Source organism: Streptomyces desertarenae, from assembly GCF_042681365.1.
GTDB classification, from domain to species: Bacteria; Actinomycetota; Actinomycetes; order Streptomycetales; family Streptomycetaceae; genus Streptomyces; species Streptomyces desertarenae.
This window is the reverse complement of the sequence record NZ_JBHUFU010000003.1, coordinates 214,959-235,932: the sequence shown is the minus strand read 5'-3', so window position 1 is coordinate 235,932 and position 20,974 is coordinate 214,959. Positions and strand designations below refer to the sequence as shown.

Below are 20,974 nucleotides of genomic sequence, written 5' to 3'. Positions count from 1 at the left end.
GAGGGCGGACGTCCGCGAGGGGATACACCGGCGGTCAGCGGCCGCCGGCCGCGGGGGGCGGAGCCGCCGAGGAGGCGGTCACCACGGCCCGTTCCGCGTGCCCGACCGCGCGCAGCGCGTCGCCCACCGCCTCGACCAGCCACACCGCGACGTCCGGCGACCACTCGCGGGTGCGGCACGCCAGCCGCAGCACACCGCGCTCGCGGCTCTTGTTGTAGCCGTGCTCGCCGTGCACGTCCGCCAGGCCGGACAGGTCCACCTCGCCGGTGGCGACTTCCACGTCCGCGACGTCGCCGAGCCGTCCGCGCATCGCGTCGCGCACGGCCGCGGCCTTCTCGGGCAGCGCGGGTCCGTCGGCGACGGTGACGCTCACGGGAACCGACCGGGACGGGTCGGCGAGGGCGAACCACCTGCGCATCGCCGCCAGGGCGTCGGAGGCGTCACCGGCGAGTTCCCCCACCGGGAGGACCGCGTGCAGGCCGGTGAACCGGACGCGGCCGAGCCGGTGCACCGCGTCCGACAGGATGCGGGCGATGTGGAGGACCGGCGGACGCGGTTCGCGGACGTCGAGGGGGATGTCGGCCGACATCCACGCCAACTCCCGCACCCGCCCGTCCTGCGTCCAGTCCCCGCCGGCCCCGCAGTCGGCCCAACGCCCCGGGTCCTGGACGACGATGCGGGCCTCGCCCCACCCCCGGTACGGGTAGGTCCAGCCGCCGGTGGAGTACCAGCCGTACGCATCCGACCGGTTCATGGCCAGGTCGAACAGCTCGCTTCCCTGGTCGTCGCAGGTGACGTGCTCCGTCCACGGGTGCCGATCGAGCACTCCGTGCAGAGCGACGAGCGTCTCGTAGTACACGCGGGTTCCTTCCCTGTTCGGCCGGGCACCGAGCTGCGCAGGACGGGTGGCTCACCCCGTCTCCCCCGCACCCGTCCCGGCCGCGGCCACGGGTACAGGCACGGCGGCGGGCCGCTGCGGCGCACCGAAACGGGCCAGGCAGTGCCAGACCTTCTTGAGGTCCTGCGGGTCGTGGCGGCCGGTACGTGCGGCGTCCCCGATGATCCGGGGGTCGAGCAGGCCGTCCCGGGCGACGGCGGCGCCCAGCTCGACGTACTCCGGACCGCGGTAGCCGGGGTGGCGGCGCAGTTCGCCGACGGTGAGGCGGAAACCGGGGTGCCACTCCACCGGGCAGGGCAGGTGCCGGGCGGCGGCCTCCACCTGCGTGCCGCGGTAGCAGGGGTCCAGGACCAGGGCCTCCACGTCGCGGTCCAGCCGCACCGGCCCGTGCACCTGCGCCTCGACGTAGTCGTCCAGGGCGTCGGCGCCGTCGGCCTCGGCGAGCGCGACGAGCGCCATGCGGGCCGCGACGCCGAACGCCGTCGGCTCCAGGCAGCTGTCGGGCCGGCAGAACGTGGTGCGCGCGAGCGTTCCGGCGGTCAGCCTCAGGTGCGCGGAACCGAACCGGGGCGCCCCTCCCGCCGGCTTGCGGCGGAAGTCCAGCGCCCCGTAGACGGGGCGGTCGCGCGCGGGGGCGTCGTCGTAGGCTCCGCCGAACATCCGGCTCTCCCAGCGCCACCGGTCGCCTCCGGCGTGAGCGGTCAGACCCCCGTTGCTCGTGCCCGTCACGAACTGCGGGAGGTAGACGCCGTCCTCGGCCAGCGCCTCCAGGACCGTCCTGCCGCCCGCCGCGCGATCCGGGTGGAAGTTGACGGTGACGCGCAGCGACGGGTCCACCGGGCCGCCGGACGACAGCGACGCGACGTGCCGCAGGGCGCGCCGCTGCGCGGGCCGGAGTTCGTCGGGGCTCATCGGCGCAGTATCACCCGGCCCGGCGGTCCGTCGCACACGCGTTTCCCGCCGGCTCCGGCCGGCGGCCGTCCGGCTCGGCGGCCCCCGCATGCGCACGGGCCGGGGAGGGGCCGGCCGCGGGCGCGGACGTCCCGCGCCGCGGCGGCGGAGCGGCGGCGGGACGGGCGGGTCAGAGGGCGGCGGTGTCCCGGGAGGGGGCGGCGGTGCTGTCGCGGACGGTGAGGGCGGGGTCGGGGGCGCGGCGGTGCTCGACGGAGCGGCCCGCGGCCGCGTCGCGCAGCTGGCGGGCCGCCAGGGCGCCGTAGGCGGCGACGTCGCGGCGCAGCGTGGTCAGGGCGGGGCGGACCAGTTCGCACAGCGGGGAGTCGTCCCAGGCGACCAGGGAGAGGTCGTCGGGGACGCGGACTCCCAGGCTCTGGGCGGCGCTGAGGCCCGAGACGGCCATCACGTCGTTGTCGTAGACGATCGCGGTGGGCCGCTCGCCGCCCTCCAGCAGGGCGCGGGTGGCGGCGAAGCCCTGCTCGCCGCTGTAGTCGGCCTCGACGTTCCGCCCGGTCAGGCCCCGCTCCGCGGTCGCGGCGGTGAAGGCCTCGGCGCGGATGAGGGTGTGCCGCAGCGCGGCGGGGCCGGTGACGTGGGCGATCGAGCGGTGGCCGAGGCCGGCGAGGTGGGCCACCGCGGTGCGCACCGCCGCCGCCTCGTCGCTCCACACCGCCGGCAGGCCGCCGCAGTCCACGGGCGCGCCGATCACCACGGCGGGCAAGCGCAGCTCCTCCAGGGCGGCCACCCGGGGGTCGTCCAGGCGCATGTCCACCAGGAAGACGCCGTCGACCTTGCGCTGCGCCCACCAGGCCCGGTGGGTGGCCGTCTCCGCCGCGGCGTCGGAGGCGACCGTGAACAGCAGCGAGGTGCCGTCCCCGGAGAGTTCGCCCTGGATGCCGGAGACCAGTTGCATGAAGAACGGCTCGATGCCCAGGGAGCGGGCCGGGCGGGCCACCACCAGGCCGAAGGCGCCGGCCCGGCCGTCCGACAGGGCCCTGGCGGCGCTGTTGGGCTGCCAGCCGAGTTCGTCCGCGATGGCCAGCACCCTGGCCCGGGTGGCCTCCGAGACCCCCGGCCGGCCGTTGAGCGCGAAGGACACCGCGCTCTTGGTCACCCCCGCGCGACGGGCGATGTCCACCATCGTGGGACGCTTCACCGGTACTCCCTCCCGTCGCACCGCCAGCGAACGGGGGTCATCCTAGAGGGGGCCGCCCCGGCCCGGAACACAAGACGCCGGGGCCGCCGGGCCGGAGGATCCGGGACGGGACGGCGGCGGGGACGGGGTCCGGCGGAGTGGCGCCGGCCGGTCCGCTGACATCACCGGCGCGGGCCGGGGTAGGAGCGGGACACGGTCCGCGGCAGCGGACCCGGCGCACAGACAGAGGCAGACAGCACACTCCGCCGCGGCATGTGCGGCGCGCCGCACATGCCGCGGCGGGCACCCGCGAGCAGCTGGAGGAACCGTGCCGGGCATTCTGAGCAAGATCGCCATGTTCGCCCGCAGTCCGCAGGGCCGCCGACTGACCCAGCAGGCCAAGAGGGCGGCCTCCGACCCCAGGAAGCGGGCCGAGGCCAAACGGGCCCTGGGCAGGCTGCGCGGGCGGGGCGGCCACGGGCACCGCTGAGCGGCGGCGCCCTCCCCTTCCGCGGCGCGCGGCGCCGCCCGCTTCCGGGCATCCGGGGGCGGGTGGCGCCGCGCGCTGCCACGATGACCCCATGACCGATTCGAACGGCGCTCCGGCGGTCCACCTCGTCCACACCGCCGACCTGGACGCCGCCACCCGCGCGGCGGCCCGCTCGCTGCTGACCGAGGTGTTCGAGGGCGACTTCGGCGAGGACGACTGGGAGCACTCGCTGGGCGGTGTGCACGCCCTGGTCCGGGAGGGACCGGAGCTGGTCGGGCACGCCGCCCTGGTCCAGCGCCGCCTGCTGCACGGCGGGCGGGCGCTGCGCACCGGCTACGTCGAGGGGGTGGGGGTGCGTGCCGACCGGCGGCGGCGCGGGTACGGCGCGGCGATGATGGCGGAGCTGGAGCGGGTGGTGCGCGGTGCGTACGACCTGGGCGCCCTGGGCTCCAGCGACGAGGGCCTGGCCTTCTACGCGTCGCGCGGCTGGCGGCGCTGGCTGGGCCCCACCTCGGTGCTCACGCCCGCGGGCGCGGTGCGCACCGAGGAGGACGACGGGTGCGTGTTCGTGCTGCCGGTGGCGGCCGGACTCGATCCGAGGGGGGAGCTGGTGTGCGACTGGCGCGAGGGCGACGTGTGGTGACCGGCCGGCGGCCGGACGGCCCCGGAGCGCGGCCGGTCGCGCGGCGGCCCGCCGCCGCGCCGCCTCAGTCGCGTGCCTGCAGCGCGCGCACGGCCGCCACCAGCGGAGCCAGTTCGGGGCGCTTCTCCGCCTCGTGGAGGGCCTCGCGCAGCGCGGCGTCGTTCGTGGGCCGCGCCTTCTCCAGCAGTTCCCGCCCCTCCCCGGTGACCTCGGTGTAGATGCCGCGCCGGTCGGTGGGGCACAGGTAGCGGCTGAGCAGCCCCCGGTCCTCCAGGCGGTTGACCAGGCGGGTGGTGGCGCTCTGGCTGAGCACCACCGCGTCGGCCAGCTCGTTCATGCGCAGGTGCCCGCCCTCTCCGTCGTGCTGGCCGCCGAGCACGTCCAGCACGGAGAACTCGCGCACGCTCAGTCCGTGCTCCGCCTGGAGGGCCCGCTCGATGCGCGCCTCGATGCGGCCGTGCAGGGCCGACAGGGCGCACCAGCCCTGGGCGAGGCCCGAGTCGGGCCGGGTGGTGGTCATCCGATCGCTCTCCTTCGTTCCGCGCCCCCAGGTTAACCGCGCACAAAAGAGAGCGCCTGCCTTTATCAAGCGTATGCAATTGCCGCCGGTGCCGTAAGGGCCGCGCGCGGCGGATCCGGAAGACCCCACTCCGTCCGGCCCCGGCGGATTGTCCGCGCGGCACACCGGTGTCATGCTCACATCGACCGCTGGTGGACCGGCGGCACCCCCGCAGCACCGTGAGGAGCGCACATGAGCGATCCGCGAGGGCCGCGGCGCGAGCCGTCCGGCGACGCCCCGGCAGCACGGACCGGAAGGCCCGGGGGGACGGCCCCGGCCGCGGGGAGGGGCGCGCCGCCCCCGGCGGGTGCCGCCGGCCGCAGCCGGCGGCACGTCCTGCGTGCCACGGCCGCGGCCGCCGGGCTCGGCCTGACCGGCCTCCCCGCACCCGCGGCGGCCGCCCGCACCGCAGCCGCCGGGCAGGGCCGGGACGGCTACCTGGTGGGACGCGGGATCGCCGACGCCACCGGCGAGGTGGCGGAGGTCGGCATGATGGGCTACGGACGCACCGACCAGCAGGCCCGGGGACTGCACACGCGGCTGCGGGCCCGCGCCTTCGTCGTCGCCGAGCGGGCCGCGGACGGCACCGCCGGCGAGCGGGTGGTGCTGGTCGTGGTCGACTCCCCGATGATCTTCTCCAGCGTGCACCGGGAGGTGCTCGGCCGCCTGGGCGAGCGGTACGGCGGCCTCTACACCGACCGGAACGTGATGATCACCGCCACCCACACCCACGCCGGACCGGGCGGCTACTCCCACCACCTGCTCTACAACCTCACCACGCTCGGCTTCCACGCCAAGACCTTCGAGGCGGTCGTGCGCGGCATCACCGAGGCCGTCGCACGGGCCCACGCCGACCTGGCCCCCGCCGAGCTGTCCCTGTCCCGCGGCGAGCTCCACGGCGCGAGCACCAACCGCTCGCGCGCCGCCTTCGACCGCAACCCCGCCGACGTCAAGGACCACTTCCCCGACGCGATCGACCCCCTCACCACCCTGCTGCGGATCGAGCGGCAGGGACGCCTGGTGGGCGCCGTCAACTGGTTCGCCACCCACTGCACCAGCATGTCCGGCGACAACCGGCTGGTCAGCGCCGACAACAAGGGCTACGCCGCCTACCGCTGGGAGCGGGAGGCGGCCGGCGGCGACTACCTCGCCGGCACCGGCCCCGAGGTGGTCTGCGCCTTCGCCCAGACCAACGCCGGCGACATGTCCCCCAACCTGGACCTGGAGCCCCCGGCCACCCCGGAGGACTTCGCCGCCACCCGCGCCAACGGCCTGCTCCAGTACGAGGCCGCCGCCCGCCAGCTGGAGCGCCCCGGCACGCCCCTGTCCGGGGGCGTGGACTCCCGGCTGGTGTACGTGGACCTCTCCGGCGTCACCGTGGAACCGGAGTTCACCGGCGACGGACGCACCCACCGGACCGCCAAGCCGGCCGTCGGCGCCGCCATGGCGGCCGGCAGCCTGGAGGACGGCCCGGCCTTCCCCGGCTTCACCGAGGGCGAGAACCCCTTCTGGGACGCGATCTCCCACTCGGTGGTCTACGCCGTCTCCCCGGAGCTGCGCGACGCCCACGCCCCCAAGGGCATCGCCGTGCCGATCGGGGAGATGAACCGCGTCCTGCCCTGGGTGCAGGAGACCGTCCCCGTCCAGCTGGTGCGGATCGGGCGGCTGCACCTCGTCGGCATCCCCGGCGAGGTCACCGTCGGAGCCGGGCTGAGGCTGCGGCGCACCGTCGCCGGCATCGTGGGCGCGGAGGTCGAGGACGTCCTGGTGGCGGGCTACGCCAACGCCTACTTCCACTACGTCACCACACCCGAGGAGTACGACGCCCAGCACTACGAGGGCGGCAGCACCCTCTTCGGCCGCTGGCAGCTCCCCGCGCTCCAGCAGACGGCGGCCCGGCTGGCGCGGGCCCTGCGCGAGGGGCGGGACCTGCCGGCCGGGACTCCCCCGCCCGACCTCACGGGCAAGGCCCTCTCCCTCCAGCCGCCGATCGTGCTGGACGCGCCGCAGCCGGGGCGCTCCTTCGGGGACGTGCTGGAGCAGCCCGGCGAGGGCTACCGGCCCGGTGAGCGCGTCACCGCCGTCTTCGCCGGCGCCCACCCCGGCAACGACCTGCACCGGGGCAGCACCTACCTGCGGGTGGAGCGGCGCGAGGGCGGCACCTGGCGCACCGTCGCCGACGACGGGGACTGGTCCACGGCCTTCCGGTGGGAGCGCGACGGGATCGCCGCCTCGCGGGCGACCGTCACCTGGGACGTGCCCGCCGGGGCCGTCCCCGGCGAGTACCGCATCCGCTACCACGGCGACGCCCGCTCCCTGCTGGGCGGCGTCCGCTCGTTCTCGGGGACCACCCGGACGTTCGCGGTCCTCGGCCGGGTCGCGCCCGGCCCCGCGGCGGCGGTGCGGCCGGACGCCTGAGCCGGACGGGGGCCCCGCGGCGGCCGCGGGGCCCGGGCGACGCGGAGGAGGCGGCGTGACGACGACGGACGGCCCGGTACCGCTGCACCGGCTCCAGGTGCCGGCGCCCGACGTCCTGCCCTTCGCCATCGGCTCCTTCGACACCATCGGCCCGCTCTCCCGGGCCTCCTTCCCGCACCGGCACGTCTTCCACGAGGTCGTCTACCTCTGCGGCGGCCGGGGCACGCACGTGGTCGACGCGGCGACCTGGCCGCTGGACCCGCCGGACCTGTGCCTGGTCTTCCCCGGCCAGGTGCACCACTGGCACCGGGCCTCGGGGCTGGACGGCTGGGTGGTGCTGTTCACCGACGACTTCCTCTCGGCGCGTCCGGAGATCCGCCGGGCGCTGCGGGCCCTGCGCGAGCGGCCGTGGCGGCGCCCCCCGCCCGGCGAGGCGGTGCGGTTCTCGGCGCTGCTGCGCGAGATGGAGCGGGAGTACCGCCTCCGGGGCGAGGGGTTCGTCCCCGTCCTGCGGTCCTACCTCCACGTGCTCCTGGTGCGCGCGGGCCGGCTGCCCTGCGGTGCGCCCGTCCCCGCCGGCGGGCGGGCGGACCCCCGGGCGGACCGCGCCGCGGGGGGAGTCGCGGACGGCCCCGCGGGCCGGGCCGGCGAGCTGTCCCGGTCCTTCGCCGAGCTGCTGGAGCGGCCCGGTGCCGGCGGGCTGTCGGTGCGCGAGTGCGCGGCACGGCTGGGGGTGTCGGTGGGCCACCTGGACGAGGTGGTCAAGCGCGCCACCGGGCGCACTCCCGGGCAACTGCTGCGGAGGGCGCGGGTGCTGGAGGCCAAGCGGCTGCTGGCGGGCACCGAGCTGACCGTCGGACAGGTCGCCCGGCAGGCGGGTTTCGCCGACCCGGCGTACTTCTGCCGGTTCTTCCGCCGCGAGACCGGTCTGACCCCGGGGTCCTTCCGCGACCGGACGCGCGCGGCGGAGCGGGGCGGGCGGAGCGTGCCGAATCACCACGATCCCTGAAACGAGTCCATCGCCCCTCTCCCGGACCCCGCATAGGTTCGGACCTGCTCGCGAAAGGTCCGTACCTTACCTCCGACATCCGGGAGAAGACCGTGGCAGACGAGAGCACCCCCCACTCCGCCCCACCCGGGCCCCGGGAGCCGGGCCGCACCCCCATCAGCCGCAAGGGACTGCTGAAGGGCGCGCTGCTGGCCGCCCCCGTGCCCCTGCTGCTGGGCGGCGCACCGGCCCTGGCCCGCTCGCTCCGGTCCCCCGCCGGGGAAGGCGGACGGCTCGCACCGACCCCGTACTGCGACGACGGGGACGACCCGACTCCCCCGCAGATGGAGGGCCCGTACTTCAAGCCGCACTCGCCGCGCCGCACCTCGCTGGTCGAGCCGGGGACGCGGGGCACGCCCCTGACCGTCACCGGACACGTCTTCGGGCTCTCGTGCCGGCCCCTCGCCGGCGTGCTGCTGGACTTCTGGCAGGCCGACGACGACGGCGCCTACGACAACGCCGGCCACCGGTTCCGCGGCCACCAGTACACCGACGGGCGGGGGGCCTTCGAGCTCACCACGATCGTCCCCGGGCTGTATCCGGGCCGCACCCGGCACATCCACGTCAAGGCGCAGGCCCCCGGCAGGCCCGTGCTCACCACCCAGCTCTACTTCCCCGGTGAGCCGCGCAACTCCACGGACGCGATCTTCGACCCGGCGCTGCTGATGACCGTGCGGACGGTCGGCCCGGGGAAGGAGGCGACGTTCGACTTCGTCCTCGACGCGGAGGGGGCCCCGCCGCCCACCACCCCGCCCCCGGGACCCGGCGGCACCTGGCGTGCGGGCACCGACTACCGGCCGGGCGACCGGGTGGAGCACGGCGGCGCCTCCTACGGGTGCCTCCAGGGCCACCGCTCCCAGGCGGGCTGGGAGCCGCCGAACGCCCCGGCCCTGTGGCGGAGGCTGTGAGAGCCCGGCGGGGGGCGCGGCCGCGGGGCGGCGCCCCCCGCCGGGCTCCCGGGGCCGGACGGGACGGGGAACGGCTCCGGGACGGCGGGGGCCGGGGCGTCAGTCCGCCGCGACGGCCCCGGCCCCCGGACCGCGGTGCGCGCCCAGGCACTCCAGCAGGCCGGCCCGGTGCAGGTCGGCGACGGGCGCCATCAGGTCGGGGTGGCGCAGGAGGGGGGCGGCCTCCCGGTCGAGCCCGTCGGGGGCCGTCAGCCGGCGGAAGTCGACCGGCAGCCCCCGGGCGTGCTCGCCGCGCAGGGCCGCGGCCACCGCCTCGTCCGCCAGCGCGGGCGAGGTCAGCAGGCAGGCCGCCCAACTGGCCAGCACCTCGTCCACCCAGGTGCGCCAGCCGCCGCCCGTCTCGCCCGGCTCGCGGGGCACCGGGATCCACGGCATGCCGGCGGGCGTCCCCGCCCCGTCGCCGCCCGCGCGCTCCGGGGCGGCGCCCGCACCGGGGGGTTCCGGCGGGGCCGCGCCGGAGATCCGGTCCAGCCGCAGGGCGCCGCCCGGTCCGGCCATCACCACCAGCGCGGCGTCCAGCGGCGTCGGATAGCGCAGCCAGGCCGCGACGGTGACCGCCTGCCGGGCCTGCGCCTCGGCCAGGGAGGCGCTGAGCACCCCGCCGGCGGTGGGGTAGGACCGGACCAGCCACCGGGTGGTGGCGGCTATGACGGAGGAGAGATCGGCAGACATGCTGGCCCCGCGATCGGAGGGAGCGGATTGCGGTCTTCGATGGTAACGACGGCGGTCGCCCCCTCGGTCCGCCGGAACCAGCAGCTCCGGGGCCCCGCCGGCCGTGGATCGCCGGGGGCGGTGACGGGGCCGGCGGGTGCGGGCCCGGTGGTGGTCCATCCTCACAGACGGCCCCCGTCCGGTGGGAGGACGAGCCGGCCGGCGGGCCCGTCCTCCCGCCCAACCCCCGCCCGGCGCAGCGGCCGTGGGGCACGGGTGTCCTTGCTCACACCCCCCGCCGCCGGGCCCCGGCGCCCCCGCACCGCGCCCCGCGGGAGGGCGCCGGCACCCGCCGCGGCCGGAAGGCGCCGCGGCCCCGGGCGGCCGGAAGCCGCCTCTCGCCACCCCGCGCCGCACCGGGCTACGGTGACCCGTGGCACGGCACGGCCGGCGGGCGCGGTCGGGCACCGAGGGAGCACGGCGGGAGGGGAACTGCCGGTGGGCTGCACCACCACGGACGGCACCACGGTCATACCGGCCGTACCGGGCACACCGGGACCCGGCGGGCGCCGGCCCCGCGGGGCGGCCGGATGACGCCCCCGCACTCGGGCCTGCCCGCCCCCGACGCCGCCGTGATGCACTGCTCCCAGTGCGGGTGGGCGGTCCAGGAGGGGCCGCGGGGCGGTTACGTGTGCACCCAGTGCTTCCACACGGTCGAGCCGGCGCCGGACCCGCCCCGGCACCCGCCCCGGCCCGGCCCCGGCGCCCCGGAGGAGGCCGGCTCCGGCGGCTGAGTCCGGCCGCGGATCACCGTGACCGGGGCGTGCCCGGGACGGCCGCGGCGCGCAGGACCGGGTGCAGGCCGCGGTGCGGTACGGGCCGCGCGCCGCGGGCGCGCTCCGCCGCCGCCGCGGAGGGCGTGCCCTCCATCCCGCTCATCTCCCCCGCCCCGCCCGCGCCGTCCGCGCCGGAGAGGCCCGCGTCCACCACCCCGGCCCCGGACGGCGGCACGCGGCCGCCTTCCGGCGGGAGCGGCAGCGTGCTGCCGTGGTGCAGCAGCCACCGGCGGTAGACGGGGCTGGCCCAGGCCGCCTCCGCGTAGGCCTCCAGGAGGTCGGCGTAGAGCCCGTCGACCTCCGCGGCCGCCCGCCCGTCGGAGCGGCACAGCAGTGACAGGCGCACCGCCAGCGGGTCCCCGCGCAGCGGGCGGATGACCATCCCCTGGCGCTGCTGCGATATGGGCTGGCACACGCTGACCGCCTCGCCGTCGGCGATCAGCGCCGCGGCGGTGGTGTTGTCGGGCACGTGGACCATGCGCGGTTCTATCCCGGCGGCCTTCAGCGCCCGGCGCGTGGCCACCCACTCGTCGTCCGCCGTCAGGTCGACGAGCCACTGGTCGGCGGCGAGGTCCGCCATGTCGACCACCGGTTCGGCGGCCCGGGGGTGGCACTCGGGCAGGGCGACGAACTGCGGTTCGCGGTCGACGAGCACGTGCTGCTCGACGTCCGCCGGCAGGCGCAGCCAGAACCCCTCCGGCTCGTGGACGAAGGCCGCGTCCAGCCGCCCGTCCGCCACCGTCTGGAGCAGCGCGTCGGCCGAGACGTCGATGTGGAGGGTGGTGTCGGTGCCGGGGAAGCGGGTGCGGAGCCTGCGCATCCACCCGGCGACGGCCCGGCTGGCGGTGCTGCCGATCCGCAGCCGCGCCTCCCCCGCGAGGGCCGCCGCGCTCCTGGCCTCCCTCACCAGGGACGCCATGTCCGCGACGATCGGACGGGCGCGGCGGAGCACGGCCCGCCCCAGGGCCGTCGGACGACTGCCGGTGCGCTCCCGGGTGAACAGCCGTCCCCCGATGGCGTTCTCGATCCGGCGGAGCTGCGTGGTCAGGGAGGGCTGGCTCATGCCGAGGCTCAGCGCCGCCTTGCGGACGCTGCCCGTGTCGGCGATGGCGCACAGCACGCGCAGATGCCTCACGTCGAGCTCCACACCTGGAGGATAACGATGCCCCAACTGGCCGCACCAGTCCGGCGAACAACACCGGAACCGCTTGCCCGGAACTCCCCCGGCGCCCCGTGCGGAACGCGTCGGTGCCGCACGCGCCGGCGCCGCGCGGGAGTACGGGGGGTGATCGGCCGGAGACATGGGGGTGATGCCCTGGTGCTATCACCAGCTGACATCATCCCGGCGGCACCGAAGTCCAACAGAATTCTGGGCGTTCGGGGTTCCTCCGCCGGACCCGGCCCCCCTCGGCACGACCCCCCGGGTTCGCGGGCGAACACGAGAAGAGGAGAAGGAGACCCCCCACATGAAGTCCTCCAGACTGGCCCTCTCGCTCACCTTCGGTCTTGGCATGACCATGAGCATCGCGGCCGTTCCCGCCGCGGCCGCCCCCGCCCCCGCCGACCGGCTCCCCGCCTCCGTCGCCGCCTACGCCGGCTCCGCCGAGGACAAGGCCAACACCAGGGCCTTCTTCGAGGCCGTGATGGAGTCCGCGCTCTCCAAGCAGGACACCGCCGGCGCGCAGGCCGTCACGGTCGTCTACGACGCCAGCCGGGCCCCCTCCTTCGCCACCCAGATAGCCCGCAGCGCCCAGATCTGGAACTCCTCCGTCACCAACGTGCGGCTGGTCTCGGGCAGCAACGCCGACTTCCGCTACTACGAGGGCAACGACGCGCGCGGCTCCTACGCCAGCACCGACGGCCGCGGCAACGGCTACATCTTCCTGGACTACCGGCAGAACCAGGTCTACAACTCCACCCGCGTCACCTCGCACGAGACCGGTCACGTGCTCGGTCTGCCGGACCACTACTCCGGTCCGTGCAGCGAGCTGATGTCCGGCGGCGGCCCGGGCCCGTCGTGCACCAACGCCCACCCCAACGCGGCCGAGCGCAGCCGGGTCAACCAGATCTGGGCCTCCGGCCTGAGCGCCTTCCAGAAGGAGGCGGCGGCCAAGGCCCGCTGACCGGCCGCCGCCCGGCACCGACCACCGCGGTTCCTCCGCCGGTCCGGCACCGTCCCCCACCGGTGCCGGGCCGGCGGCCCCACACCCCCGGCGCCGGACAGGAGGATCGAGCCCCTGTCCGGCGCCGGACGTCACCGCGGCGCGGCGCCCCGCACGTCCCGCGGCGGGGCGCCGTCCCCGCGGGGCGTCAGGGCCTGAGGACCAGGCGGACCGGGTTGTCCCGCCCGCGCAGCAGCCGGTCCACCGCCTCGCGCGCCTCCGCCAGCGGCAGGACCCCGCCGACCGACCGCGAGAACTCCAGCCGGTGCCCCCGCACCAGGGCCACGAGCTGCTCCACGTGCTCGTCCGACGAGCCGTAGTGCCCCAGCACCTGCTGCTGGAAGTAGCTGAAGGCGGTGCCGTCGCTGATGGTCAGCGGCCGGTCGGTGAGCCCGACCAGAACCAGCCGGCCGCCCCGGCCCAGGCACCCCACCGCCTGCTCCCGCACCTCCGGGACCCCCGCGAAGTCGAACGCGGCGGCCAGTCCCCCGCCGGCCGCCTCCCTCACCCGGGCGGCCAGCTCGGGATCGTCCGGGGAGAACACCGCGTCGGCTCCGAAGGCCAGGGCCCGCTCGCGCGCCCCGGGAGCCGGATCGACCGCGACGACGGGCACGGCGCCGACGAGGCGCAGCAGCTGCACGGCGTGCGCGCCCAGACCGCCCGCGCCCCACACGCCGGCCGGCCGCGCGGGCTCGACGCGGGCGGTGGCGGTGATGGCGGCCCACGGGGTGGAGACCGCGTCCGGGATGATCGCGGCCTGCTCGAAGGGCAGGTCGTCCGGGATCTCCACCAGGGTCGACTCCGTCGCCACCGCGTACTCCGCCCAGCCGCCGTCGTAGTCCACGCCGCGGGTCCACACCGCCCCGTCGCGCTCCTCCCCCGCCTGGAGGAGGACGCGCCGGCCGCGCTGCCAGCGGGTCACGCCCCCGCCCGGCTCGGCGACGACGCCCGCGGTCTCGTGGCCGAGGGTGACGGTGCCGCCGCGGAGGTGGCGCGGGGTGAGCGTTCCGTCGATCAGGTGCACGTCCGACAGGCACACCCCCGCGGCCTCCACCTTGACCAGCACCTCGCCCGGTCCGGGGCGCGGAGTGGGCACCTCCTCCACCGAGAAGATGCGGTTCCTCACGTCGAGTCGTCCGGCCAGCACGGTGATCACCCGGCTTCCGCGTCGGTGCCTGCGTTCCTGCCCGCCCCGCCGGAGTACCCCGGGACGGACGGGGGACGCCCGGGGGACGCGCCCGGAAAGGCACGGCGGCGGGGAGGCCGGGCGCGGCGCGGACCGGGGGCCGGGGGCGCCGTGCGCCGGCTCAGGCTCCGGGGGCTCCCGCCCGGCCCCGCGGCGGCACCTCCTCGGCGGCGGGCGGCCCCGGAGGGGTCCCGTCCCCGAAGGGGCGCCCGCCCAGCTCCTCGCGGTGGTGCGGGGCCGACCACCCGGAGGCGTCCGGGCCCAGCGGAACGACCTGCGTGGGGTTGATGTCGGTGTGGACCCGGTAGTAGTGCCGCTTGATGTGGTCGAAGTCGACGGTGTCGCCGAAGCCGGGGGTCTGGAACAGGTCTCGGGCGTAGGCCCACAGCACCGGGTCCTCGGCGAGCTTGTTGCGGTTGCACTTGAAGTGCCCGTGGTAGACGGCGTCGAAGCGCACCAGCGTGGTGAACAGCCGCACGTCGGCCTCGGTGATGGTGTCCCCGACCAGGTAGCGCCGTGTGGACAGGCGTTCCGACAGCCGGTCCCAGCAGGCGAACAGGTTCCGGTAGGCCCGCTCGTAGGCCCGCTGGCTCTTGGCGAAACCGGCCAGGTAGACGCCGTTGTTGAGGTTCCGGTGGACGTCCTCGGCCACCTCGTCGATCTCGTCGCGCAGCGGCTCCGGGTACAGGTCCGGCGCGCCCTCGCGGTGCAGCGCGGTCCACTCGGTGGCGAGGTCCAGGGTGATCTGCGCGTAGTCGTTGGTGACGAGCCTGCCGCTGGGGACGTCGACGAGTGCCGGAACGCTGATCCCGCCGTCGTGGCCGGGGTCGCGGGCGGCGTAGGCCTCGCCGAGGAAGGCGATGCCCAGCACCGGGTCCCTGCCGTCCGGATCGAGGGTGAAGCGCCAGCTCCGCTCGTCCTGGAGGGGGTCCACGACGGCCAGGGAGATCGCGTCCTCCAGCCCCAGGAGCCGCCGCACGACCAGCGCGCGGCTCGCCCAGGGGCAGGCCCGGCTGACCACCAGCCGGTACCGCCCCGCCTCGGCCGGCCAGCCGTCCCGGCCGTCCGCGGTGATGCGGTCGGTGAAGCGGCTCGGGGCCCGCTCGTACTCGGCAGTGGTGCTGCCGGGGTTGCCGACGGTGGTCATGCGGCCGTCTCCCTCCGGTCCGGGGTGCGGGACGGGACGCCTACCCGCTCCGCCCCCCGGCATCCCGGCGGGTCCGGCGCCCCGGCCGGCCCGGCGGCAGGCCCGGCCCTCGGCTCCGGCGCTCAGTCCCGGGGCGCCCCGGCTCGGGCGGGCACCTGCCCGCTACCCGTGCGCGGCGCGCCCCGGTAGGTGCCGAAGCACCAGCGGTTGCCCTCGGGGTCGCGGACGAGGAAGTCGCGGGAGCCGTGGTCGGTGTCGTACGGCTCCCGGAGCACCTCCGCCCCGGCGGCGCGGGCCCGCGCGAAGAGCGCGTCGGGGTCGGCGGTGACGGCGTAGGCGCCGAAGCCCCCCGGTTCCAGCGCCCACGGGTCCTCCCCGCCGCCGCGCACCGAGCCGAGCATGACCGCTCCGCCCTCGGGCCAGGAGAGCTCCGCGTGGTGGACGGTGTCCGCCTCGGCGCCCTGCCCGGTGACGACGAGCGCCTCCCGGAAGCCGAACGCCTCGGTCAGGAAGCGGATGAGCGCCAGGGCGTCGCGGGCCCGCAGCGTCGGCCACACCTGGGGCTCGGGAGTGCGTGCCGTGCCGTCCATGCCTGTCGTCCTCCTCGGTGGGAACCCGGCTCACCGGCGGCCGCCGGCGAGCCCCTGCGCCTCCCACCCTCCCCCTCCGGACTCCCGGCCGGCTTGGACGTTTCGGAACTCCCGGCCGTACTCCTGCTCCAGCCAGCGGCTCGGCGCGCACCCGGCCAGCGCGCGGAACTCCCGGGCCAGGTGGGCCTGGTCGAAGTACCCGCACTCCACCGCCAGCCCGGCCAGTCCCAACCCGGCCGGGCCCCGGCCGGGGCCTCCCGGCCGCAGGACGCGGGCCGCCAGCAGGCGGCGCGCCCGGTCGAAGCGCACCACCCGGGCGGCCTCCTTGGGGGTCAGGCCGATCTCGGCGCGGAACCGGGCCGTGAGGTGGCGGGTGCTCCAGCCGGCCTCCCCGGCCAGCTCCGGGACCGCGACCGCGCCCTTGGAGGCCAGCAGCAGGTGCCAGGCGCCGGCCAGCCGGTCGAGGGCGCACGCGGGCCCGGTGCGCTCCGGGACGAGCAGCCGCGACAGCACCTGGTCGAGGACGGCGAAGCGGTCGGACCAGGAGGGGGCCTCCCGCAGCCGGTCGTGGAGTTCGGCCGCGGCCCGGCCCAGCACGGCGTCGGCGGGCACGTCCAGGTGCGCCAGCTCGCCGGCCGGGGTGCCCAGGAGGGCGCGCGCCCCCAGCGGGCCCAGCGCGACCTGGACGCCGGCCTGCCTGCCGTCCCGGACGATCAGCGCGGGTGCCGTGTGGAGGCCGCCGAGCAGGGTGTCGTAGCTGCCGGGCGGCTGCCCGGGGTCGGGGTGGCCCGCCAGGGTGAGCCGGTCCTCCAGGGTGAGGATCAGCGTCAGGTGCGGGGAGGGCAGCCCGCGGTGCAGGCCCGGTGGCAGGCCGGTCTGGCGGTAGCCGGTGTAGTGGGCGACGTACGGCCGCAGCGCGGGGGCCGGGCGGCCGCGCACGAACTCGTCGGCGGGTGCGGCGGCGGCGCCGGCGCCCGGCCGCGGGGCGCGGGCGGCCGCCGGATCCGTTCCGGGAGGGGGGCCCACACCTCCGAGTATCGGCCCCCCGGCGGACGGGCGCGCGGGCCGGCGCCGGTCAGTCGAGGCCCAGGGCCGCCAGCTGCTCGGCGAAGGGGGTGACGGCGCCGCCGTCCTCCGCGGAGCGCGGCCGCGCGGCGACCAGGTCCGCCAGCTCCTCGCCCGCCCGCCGGATCCGCCCGGACAGCTCGCCGGCCTGCCCGTCCCCGCCGCCCCAGTCCTCGGAGGCCGCGTAGACGCCGGTGGGCACCACCAGGGCCCGCAGGTAGGCGAAGAGGGGGCGCATGGCGTGGTCGAGGACGAGGGAGTGGCGGGCGGTGCCGCCGGTGGCGGCGACGAGGACGGGCTTCCCGCGCAGCGCGTCCTTGTCCACCACGTCGAAGAACGACTTGAACAGCCCGCTGTAGGAGGCGGTGAAGACCGGGGTGACGGCTATCAGGCCGTCCGCCCCGGTGACCGCCTCGACGGCCTCGCGCAGGGCCGGTCCGGGGAAGCCGGTGACCAGGTTGTTGGCGATGTCGCCGGCCAGGTCGCGCAGTTCGACCACCCGCACCCGGACCTCGCGCCCGTCCGCCGCGAGCCGTGCCCTGGCCGCCTCGGCCAGGCGGTCGGCCAGCAGGCGCGTGGCGGAGGGGCGTCCGAGGCCGGCCGAGACGGCGGCGAGCCGGATGGGTTCCATCGTTCTCTCCCGAGGGGTCGTGCGGTTCGGTTCGCGGTGCGGCGGCGGAGGCCGTCAGGCCGGGGTGCCGGACGAGCCGCCGGCGGGCGTCTTCGCGGCGGTCCCGGCGGCCTCCGCGTCGCGGCGGGCCACCATCGCGGCGTGGGTCGGGGCGTCCGGCACGCCGGCCGGCCGGCGTGCGGCGAACTCCTTGCGCAGCACGGGCACGACCTCCTCGCCGAGCATGTCGATCTGCTCCAGGACGGTCTTGAGGGGCAGGCCGGCGTGGTCCACCAGGAAGAGCTGGCGCTGGTAGTCGCCGGCGTACTCGCGGAAGGTGAGTGTCCGCTCGATGACCTGCTGGGGGCTGCCCACCGTGAGCGGGGTCTGCTCGGTGAACTCCTCCAGCGACGGCCCGTGCCCGTAGACGGGGGCGTTGTCGAAGTACGGCCTGAACTCGCGGACCGCGTCCTGGGAGGTGCGGCGCATGAACACCTGGCCGCCGAGTCCGACGATCGCCTGCTCGGGGGTGCCGTGCCCGTAGTGGGCGAAGCGCTCCCGGTACAGCTCGACCATGCGCTGGGTGTGCTCCTTGGGCCAGAAGATGTTGTTGTGGAAGAAGCCGTCGCCGTAGTAGGCGGCCTGCTCCGCGATCTCCGGGCTGCGGATGGAGCCGTGCCAGACGAACGGCGGGACGCCGTCGAGCGGCCGGGGGGTGGAGGTGAAGCCCTGCAGGGGCGTGCGGAAGCGGCCCTGCCAGTCCACCACGTCCTCCCGCCACAGCTTGTGCAGCAGCGCGTAGTTCTCGATGGCCAGCGGGATGCCCTGGCGGATGTCCTGCCCGAACCACGGGTAGACCGGTCCGGTGTTGCCCCGGCCCATCATCACGTCCACGCGCCCGCCGGCCAGGTGCTGGAGCATCGCGAAGTCCTCCGCGATCTTCACCGGGTCGTTGGTGGTGATGAGCGTGGTGGCGGTGGACAGGATCAGCCGCTCGGTGCGGGCGGCGATCCAGCCCAGCATGGTGGTGGGCGAGGACGGCACGAAGGGCGGGTTGTGGTGCTCGCCGGTGGCGAAGACGTCGAGGCCGACCTCCTCCGCCTTGAGGGCGATGGCGACCATCGCCTCGATGCGCTCGTGTTCGGTGGGCGTACGGCCCGTGGTGGGGTCCGTGGTGACGTCTCCCACGGAGAAGATCCCGAACTGCACTGCGCTCACATCCCAGATTATTGATTGTTCAATTACTTCGCCGAACGCCCGACTCCGCTCCCCTATTCCCACCTTCCCCCCTCCCGCCGCGCACCGCGCACGGGGCGCCGGGACGCGGACCGCACGGACCCGCGGGCCGCGGGACGCATGGGCGGGCCGGTCCGGGGAACCGCGTCCCCCGGACCGGCCCGCGAAGGGGCACACCGCACACGGAGGCAGGGGGCGACGCACATGTTCGGACGCCACCGCAAGAAGGAACGGACCGAGCGGGGCGAGCGGGGCGAGCGGCTGAAGCGGGTCGCCCGGGAGCACGTCCGCCATCTGTCCGCGGAGACCGCCGCCGGACGGACCGACCCCGCCGGGAACGGACGGTCCCGGCGTACGGCACCGCCCGGGAAGGACACCTCCGGCCCGGAGGGCGGCACCGGCGGCGCGGGAGGCTGAACCGGCCCGGAGGCCCCGGGCGGCCGCGGAGCACGCCCGGCCCGGCCCCGTCACGCCGGGCCGGGCACCCCCGCGGGCCGACCGCCGCTCACTCCAGGACCTTCAGCCCCACCACCCCGGCCACGATCAGCACCAGGCAGACGACACGGCCCGCCGACACCGGGTCGCCGAGGGCGGCCATGCCGTACAGCGCCGTGCCGACGGCTCCGATGCCCACCCACACCGCGTACCCGGTGCCGATGGGGATGCCGCGCAGGGCGTAGGCGAGGCCGCCCATGCTCAGGGCGAGGGCGGCGAGGAAGAGCAGGCTGGGCCTGAGTCGGCTCAGCCCCTGCGAGGCGGAGAGCGCCGCGGCCCACACCGCCTCCAGCACTCCGGACAGGACCAGTACGACCCAGGACACGGCACGACCTCCTGCGGATGGCGGCACTCCACCGCCTGCGACTGCACAGAAACCCGCGTCGTCTTGGCCTGCCGGGTACGACGCGCTCGTCCGGGGCGCGGGGCGCCACCGACAACGTAGCACCGGCACGGACCGGACGCGGCGCCGCGGTCCCCCACCGTCCCCGCCTTCCGGGAGCGCGGGCCGGATCCCCGCCCCGCCCTGCGCACCGGGTCCGCTCCGCGGCCGCCGGACCGGCCGGTCCCGACCGGTCCTCCCCCCTCCCGCGCCCCCGGCACCCCATGCCGGGGCCGTACCGGGGCATCCGTGCGTCCATGCGCTTCTACGCCGATCTGCACGTCCACTCCCGCCACAGCAGGGCCTGCAGCCGCGACAGCGACCTGGCGCACCTGGCCCACTGGGCGCGGCGCAAGGGGATCACCGTGCTGGGCACCGGAGACTTCACCCACCCCGAGTGGTCGCGCGTCCTGCGCGAGTCGCTGGTGCCCGCCGAGCCCGGTCTGTTCCGGCTCCGCGACGACCTGGACCGCGCGGTGCTGGAGGGGCTCCCGCCCTCCTGCCGCGGCCCCCTGCGCTTCCTGCTCCAGGTGGAGGTGTCCACCCAGTACCGGCGCGGCGGCCGGGGCCGCAGGATCCACCACCTGTGCTACGCGCCCGGCTTCGCGGAGGCCGAACGCCTCACCGGCGCCCTGGCCCCCCACGGCGACCTCGCCTCCAACGGGCGGCCCGCGCTGGCGATGGACGCCCGCGACCTGCTGGAGGCCGTGCTGGCCTCCGGGGAGGGCTCCTACCTGGTCCCGGCGCACGCCTGGACGCCCTGGTTCGGCATCCTCGGCTCGAAGTCCGGTTTCGACAGCGTGGACGAGTGCTTCGGGGACCTGGCCGGACACGTCTTCGCGCTGGAGACGGGCCTGTCCTCCGTCCCGGAGATGAACTGGCGGGTGTCGTCGCTGGACCGCCTCCGGCTGGTCAGCCACTCCGACGCGCACTCCCCGCCCGCCCTGGGCCGCAACGCCACCGTCTTCGCCACCGGCCTCGACTACTTCGCGCTCCGCCGCGCCCTGGAGACGGGCGAGGGGTACGCGGGCACCGTCGACCTCTACCCGGAGGCGGGCAAGTACCACCTCGACGGGCACCGCGGCTGCGGCGTGCGGACGGAGCCCGCCCGGACCCGGGCGCACGGCGGGCGGTGCCCGGTGTGCGGCAGGCGGCTGACGATCGGCGTGCTGCACCGGGCCGACGCGCTGGCCGACCGCCCGGACGGGCGGCGACCGCCCACCGCGGGCGGGGCCTGGAAGATCGTCCCGCTGCCGGAGATCGCCGGCGAGATCCTGGGCGTCGGGCCGAAGAGCAAGTCCGTGGGGCGCTGCACCGACTCCCTGACCGGTGCGCTGGGGCCCGAGCTGCCCCTGCTGCTGGAGGTGCCCGTGGAGAGGATCCGCGAGGCCGGGGAGCCGGAGGTCGCCGAGGCGGTCGAGCGGCTGCGCGCCCACCGGGTGCGGCGCGACCCGGGCTACGACGGGACGTTCGGCAGGATCTCGGTGCTCGGCCCGGACGG

The 20,974-nt window shown here is 76.6% G+C and carries 22 protein-coding genes and 1 riboswitch; of the genes, 9 read left to right on the top strand and 13 right to left on the bottom strand.

Translation table 11 applies throughout. The features are described 5' to 3' along the window. Nucleotides 1-34: 34 nt before the first annotated feature. The 3 genes from ACFSJS_RS07190 to ACFSJS_RS07180 all read right to left on the bottom strand — a co-directional run bounded on the left by ACFSJS_RS07190 (nucleotide 35) and on the right by ACFSJS_RS07180 (nucleotide 3,008). A complete protein-coding gene (locus ACFSJS_RS07190) occupies nucleotides 35-859 on the bottom strand; it encodes a hypothetical protein (RefSeq protein ID WP_380897991.1) in 825 nt (274 codons plus the stop codon). Nucleotides 860-910: 51 nt separating this feature from the next. After that, nucleotides 911-1,810: a DUF3626 domain-containing protein gene (locus ACFSJS_RS07185; RefSeq protein WP_380897989.1), complete on the bottom strand. Its 900-nt coding sequence runs from the start codon at nucleotides 1,808-1,810 to the stop codon at nucleotides 911-913. Between the two features lie 169 nt (nucleotides 1,811-1,979). After that, the gene (locus tag ACFSJS_RS07180; protein ID WP_380897987.1) at nucleotides 1,980-3,008 is read right to left on the bottom strand and encodes a LacI family DNA-binding transcriptional regulator; all 1,029 of its coding nucleotides are present in this window, start codon (nucleotides 3,006-3,008) and stop codon (nucleotides 1,980-1,982) included. Nucleotides 3,009-3,315: 307 nt separating this feature from the next. On the opposite strand from ACFSJS_RS07180, the gene ACFSJS_RS07175 reads away from it, so the two are divergent. Beyond that, nucleotides 3,316-3,477 (top strand): hypothetical protein, encoded by a 162-nt coding sequence (locus ACFSJS_RS07175; RefSeq protein WP_380898349.1) that lies wholly within the window; start codon nucleotides 3,316-3,318, stop codon nucleotides 3,475-3,477. Between the two features lie 91 nt (nucleotides 3,478-3,568). After that, nucleotides 3,569-4,120, top strand: coding sequence for a GNAT family N-acetyltransferase (locus tag ACFSJS_RS07170; protein WP_380897985.1), 552 nt, complete (start codon nucleotides 3,569-3,571; stop codon nucleotides 4,118-4,120). Nucleotides 4,121-4,184: 64 nt separating this feature from the next. On the opposite strand, the gene ACFSJS_RS07165 is transcribed toward ACFSJS_RS07170, so the two are convergent. Continuing rightward, nucleotides 4,185-4,640 carry a MarR family winged helix-turn-helix transcriptional regulator gene (locus ACFSJS_RS07165; protein ID WP_380897983.1) on the bottom strand — a complete coding sequence of 152 codons (456 nt, stop codon included), beginning with the start codon at nucleotides 4,638-4,640 and terminating at the stop codon, nucleotides 4,185-4,187. A 231-nt stretch (nucleotides 4,641-4,871) separates the two neighbouring features. On the opposite strand from ACFSJS_RS07165, the gene ACFSJS_RS07160 reads away from it, so the two are divergent. The 3 genes from ACFSJS_RS07160 (at nucleotide 4,872) to ACFSJS_RS07150 (ending at nucleotide 9,053) form a co-directional block, all read left to right on the top strand. Beyond that, complete coding sequence (locus ACFSJS_RS07160) at nucleotides 4,872-7,097, top strand: neutral/alkaline non-lysosomal ceramidase N-terminal domain-containing protein (protein WP_380897981.1); 2,226 nt, start codon at nucleotides 4,872-4,874, stop codon at nucleotides 7,095-7,097. Nucleotides 7,098-7,152: 55 nt separating this feature from the next. Then, complete coding sequence (locus ACFSJS_RS07155; RefSeq protein WP_380897979.1) at nucleotides 7,153-8,106, top strand: AraC family transcriptional regulator; 954 nt, start codon at nucleotides 7,153-7,155, stop codon at nucleotides 8,104-8,106. Nucleotides 8,107-8,198: 92 nt separating this feature from the next. After that, complete coding sequence (locus ACFSJS_RS07150; protein WP_380897976.1) at nucleotides 8,199-9,053, top strand: dioxygenase family protein; 855 nt, start codon at nucleotides 8,199-8,201, stop codon at nucleotides 9,051-9,053. A 99-nt stretch (nucleotides 9,054-9,152) separates the two neighbouring features. Here ACFSJS_RS07150 and ACFSJS_RS07145 read toward each other — a convergent pair whose 3' ends face one another. Next, nucleotides 9,153-9,785: a hypothetical protein gene (locus ACFSJS_RS07145; protein WP_380897974.1), complete on the bottom strand. Its 633-nt coding sequence runs from the start codon at nucleotides 9,783-9,785 to the stop codon at nucleotides 9,153-9,155. Nucleotides 9,786-10,354: 569 nt separating this feature from the next. Here ACFSJS_RS07145 and ACFSJS_RS07140 point away from each other — a divergent pair. Further along, nucleotides 10,355-10,558, top strand: a complete 204-nt coding sequence (locus ACFSJS_RS07140; protein WP_380897972.1) for a hypothetical protein — start codon at nucleotides 10,355-10,357, stop codon at nucleotides 10,556-10,558. A gap of 13 nt (nucleotides 10,559-10,571) precedes the next feature. Here the strand turns inward: ACFSJS_RS07140 and ACFSJS_RS07135 are convergent, their stop codons facing one another. After that, nucleotides 10,572-11,747, bottom strand: a complete 1,176-nt coding sequence (locus ACFSJS_RS07135) for a LysR family transcriptional regulator (RefSeq protein WP_380897970.1) — start codon at nucleotides 11,745-11,747, stop codon at nucleotides 10,572-10,574. 319 nt (nucleotides 11,748-12,066) lie between these two features. On the opposite strand from ACFSJS_RS07135, the gene snpA reads away from it, so the two are divergent. After that, entirely contained in the window at nucleotides 12,067-12,723 is a 657-nt protein-coding gene (gene snpA, locus ACFSJS_RS07130; protein WP_380897968.1) for a snapalysin, read from the top strand. Nucleotides 12,724-12,910: 187 nt separating this feature from the next. Here the strand turns inward: snpA and ACFSJS_RS07125 are convergent, their stop codons facing one another. From ACFSJS_RS07125 to ACFSJS_RS07100, 6 genes are all read right to left on the bottom strand, one after another. After that, the gene (locus ACFSJS_RS07125) at nucleotides 12,911-13,918 is read right to left on the bottom strand and encodes a zinc-binding dehydrogenase (RefSeq protein ID WP_380897967.1); all 1,008 of its coding nucleotides are present in this window, start codon (nucleotides 13,916-13,918) and stop codon (nucleotides 12,911-12,913) included. Nucleotides 13,919-14,069: 151 nt separating this feature from the next. Continuing rightward, a complete protein-coding gene (locus ACFSJS_RS07120; RefSeq protein ID WP_380897966.1) occupies nucleotides 14,070-15,095 on the bottom strand; it encodes a glutathione S-transferase family protein in 1,026 nt (341 codons plus the stop codon). 122 nt (nucleotides 15,096-15,217) lie between these two features. Continuing rightward, nucleotides 15,218-15,685: a VOC family protein gene (locus ACFSJS_RS07115; RefSeq protein ID WP_380897964.1), complete on the bottom strand. Its 468-nt coding sequence runs from the start codon at nucleotides 15,683-15,685 to the stop codon at nucleotides 15,218-15,220. A 30-nt stretch (nucleotides 15,686-15,715) separates the two neighbouring features. Continuing rightward, nucleotides 15,716-16,711: an AraC family transcriptional regulator gene (locus ACFSJS_RS07110; RefSeq protein WP_380897963.1), complete on the bottom strand. Its 996-nt coding sequence runs from the start codon at nucleotides 16,709-16,711 to the stop codon at nucleotides 15,716-15,718. A 49-nt stretch (nucleotides 16,712-16,760) separates the two neighbouring features. Next, nucleotides 16,761-17,381 carry an FMN reductase gene (locus tag ACFSJS_RS07105; RefSeq protein ID WP_380897961.1) on the bottom strand — a complete coding sequence of 207 codons (621 nt, stop codon included), beginning with the start codon at nucleotides 17,379-17,381 and terminating at the stop codon, nucleotides 16,761-16,763. A 54-nt stretch (nucleotides 17,382-17,435) separates the two neighbouring features. After that, a complete protein-coding gene (locus ACFSJS_RS07100; RefSeq protein ID WP_380898320.1) occupies nucleotides 17,436-18,569 on the bottom strand; it encodes an LLM class flavin-dependent oxidoreductase in 1,134 nt (377 codons plus the stop codon). A gap of 231 nt (nucleotides 18,570-18,800) precedes the next feature. On the opposite strand from ACFSJS_RS07100, the gene ACFSJS_RS07095 reads away from it, so the two are divergent. Continuing rightward, entirely contained in the window at nucleotides 18,801-19,013 is a 213-nt protein-coding gene (locus ACFSJS_RS07095) for a hypothetical protein (protein ID WP_380897959.1), read from the top strand. Nucleotides 19,014-19,101: 88 nt separating this feature from the next. On the opposite strand, the gene ACFSJS_RS07090 is transcribed toward ACFSJS_RS07095, so the two are convergent. After that, nucleotides 19,102-19,416, bottom strand: a complete 315-nt coding sequence (locus ACFSJS_RS07090) for a DMT family transporter (RefSeq protein ID WP_380897957.1) — start codon at nucleotides 19,414-19,416, stop codon at nucleotides 19,102-19,104. A 52-nt stretch (nucleotides 19,417-19,468) separates the two neighbouring features. Then, nucleotides 19,469-19,528: riboswitch (guanidine-III (ykkC-III) riboswitch) on the bottom strand. Between the two features lie 202 nt (nucleotides 19,529-19,730). Here ACFSJS_RS07090 and ACFSJS_RS07085 point away from each other — a divergent pair. Continuing rightward, a partial coding sequence (locus tag ACFSJS_RS07085; RefSeq protein ID WP_380897955.1) for an endonuclease Q family protein occupies nucleotides 19,731-20,974 on the top strand: 1,244 nt, incomplete at its 3' end.

What these genes read in the sequence shown, in the direction of transcription:
- ACFSJS_RS07185 (WP_380897989.1), bottom strand. Translation starts at nt 1,810, where the DNA reads ATGAGCCCCGACGAACTCCGGCCCGCGCAGCGGCGCGCCCTGCGGCAC.
- ACFSJS_RS07170 (WP_380897985.1), top strand. Translation starts at nt 3,569, where the DNA reads ATGACCGATTCGAACGGCGCTCCGGCGGTCCACCTCGTCCACACCGCC.
- ACFSJS_RS07165 (WP_380897983.1), bottom strand. Translation starts at nt 4,640, where the DNA reads ATGACCACCACCCGGCCCGACTCGGGCCTCGCCCAGGGCTGGTGCGCC.
- ACFSJS_RS07160 (WP_380897981.1), top strand. Translation starts at nt 4,872, where the DNA reads ATGAGCGATCCGCGAGGGCCGCGGCGCGAGCCGTCCGGCGACGCCCCG.
- ACFSJS_RS07145 (WP_380897974.1), bottom strand. Translation starts at nt 9,785, where the DNA reads ATGTCTGCCGATCTCTCCTCCGTCATAGCCGCCACCACCCGGTGGCTG.
- ACFSJS_RS07140 (WP_380897972.1), top strand. Translation starts at nt 10,355, where the DNA reads ATGACGCCCCCGCACTCGGGCCTGCCCGCCCCCGACGCCGCCGTGATG.
- snpA (WP_380897968.1), top strand. Translation starts at nt 12,067, where the DNA reads ATGAAGTCCTCCAGACTGGCCCTCTCGCTCACCTTCGGTCTTGGCATG.
- ACFSJS_RS07120 (WP_380897966.1), bottom strand. Translation starts at nt 15,095, where the DNA reads ATGACCACCGTCGGCAACCCCGGCAGCACCACTGCCGAGTACGAGCGG.
- ACFSJS_RS07115 (WP_380897964.1), bottom strand. Translation starts at nt 15,685, where the DNA reads ATGGACGGCACGGCACGCACTCCCGAGCCCCAGGTGTGGCCGACGCTG.
- ACFSJS_RS07105 (WP_380897961.1), bottom strand. Translation starts at nt 17,381, where the DNA reads ATGGAACCCATCCGGCTCGCCGCCGTCTCGGCCGGCCTCGGACGCCCC.
- ACFSJS_RS07095 (WP_380897959.1), top strand. Translation starts at nt 18,801, where the DNA reads ATGTTCGGACGCCACCGCAAGAAGGAACGGACCGAGCGGGGCGAGCGG.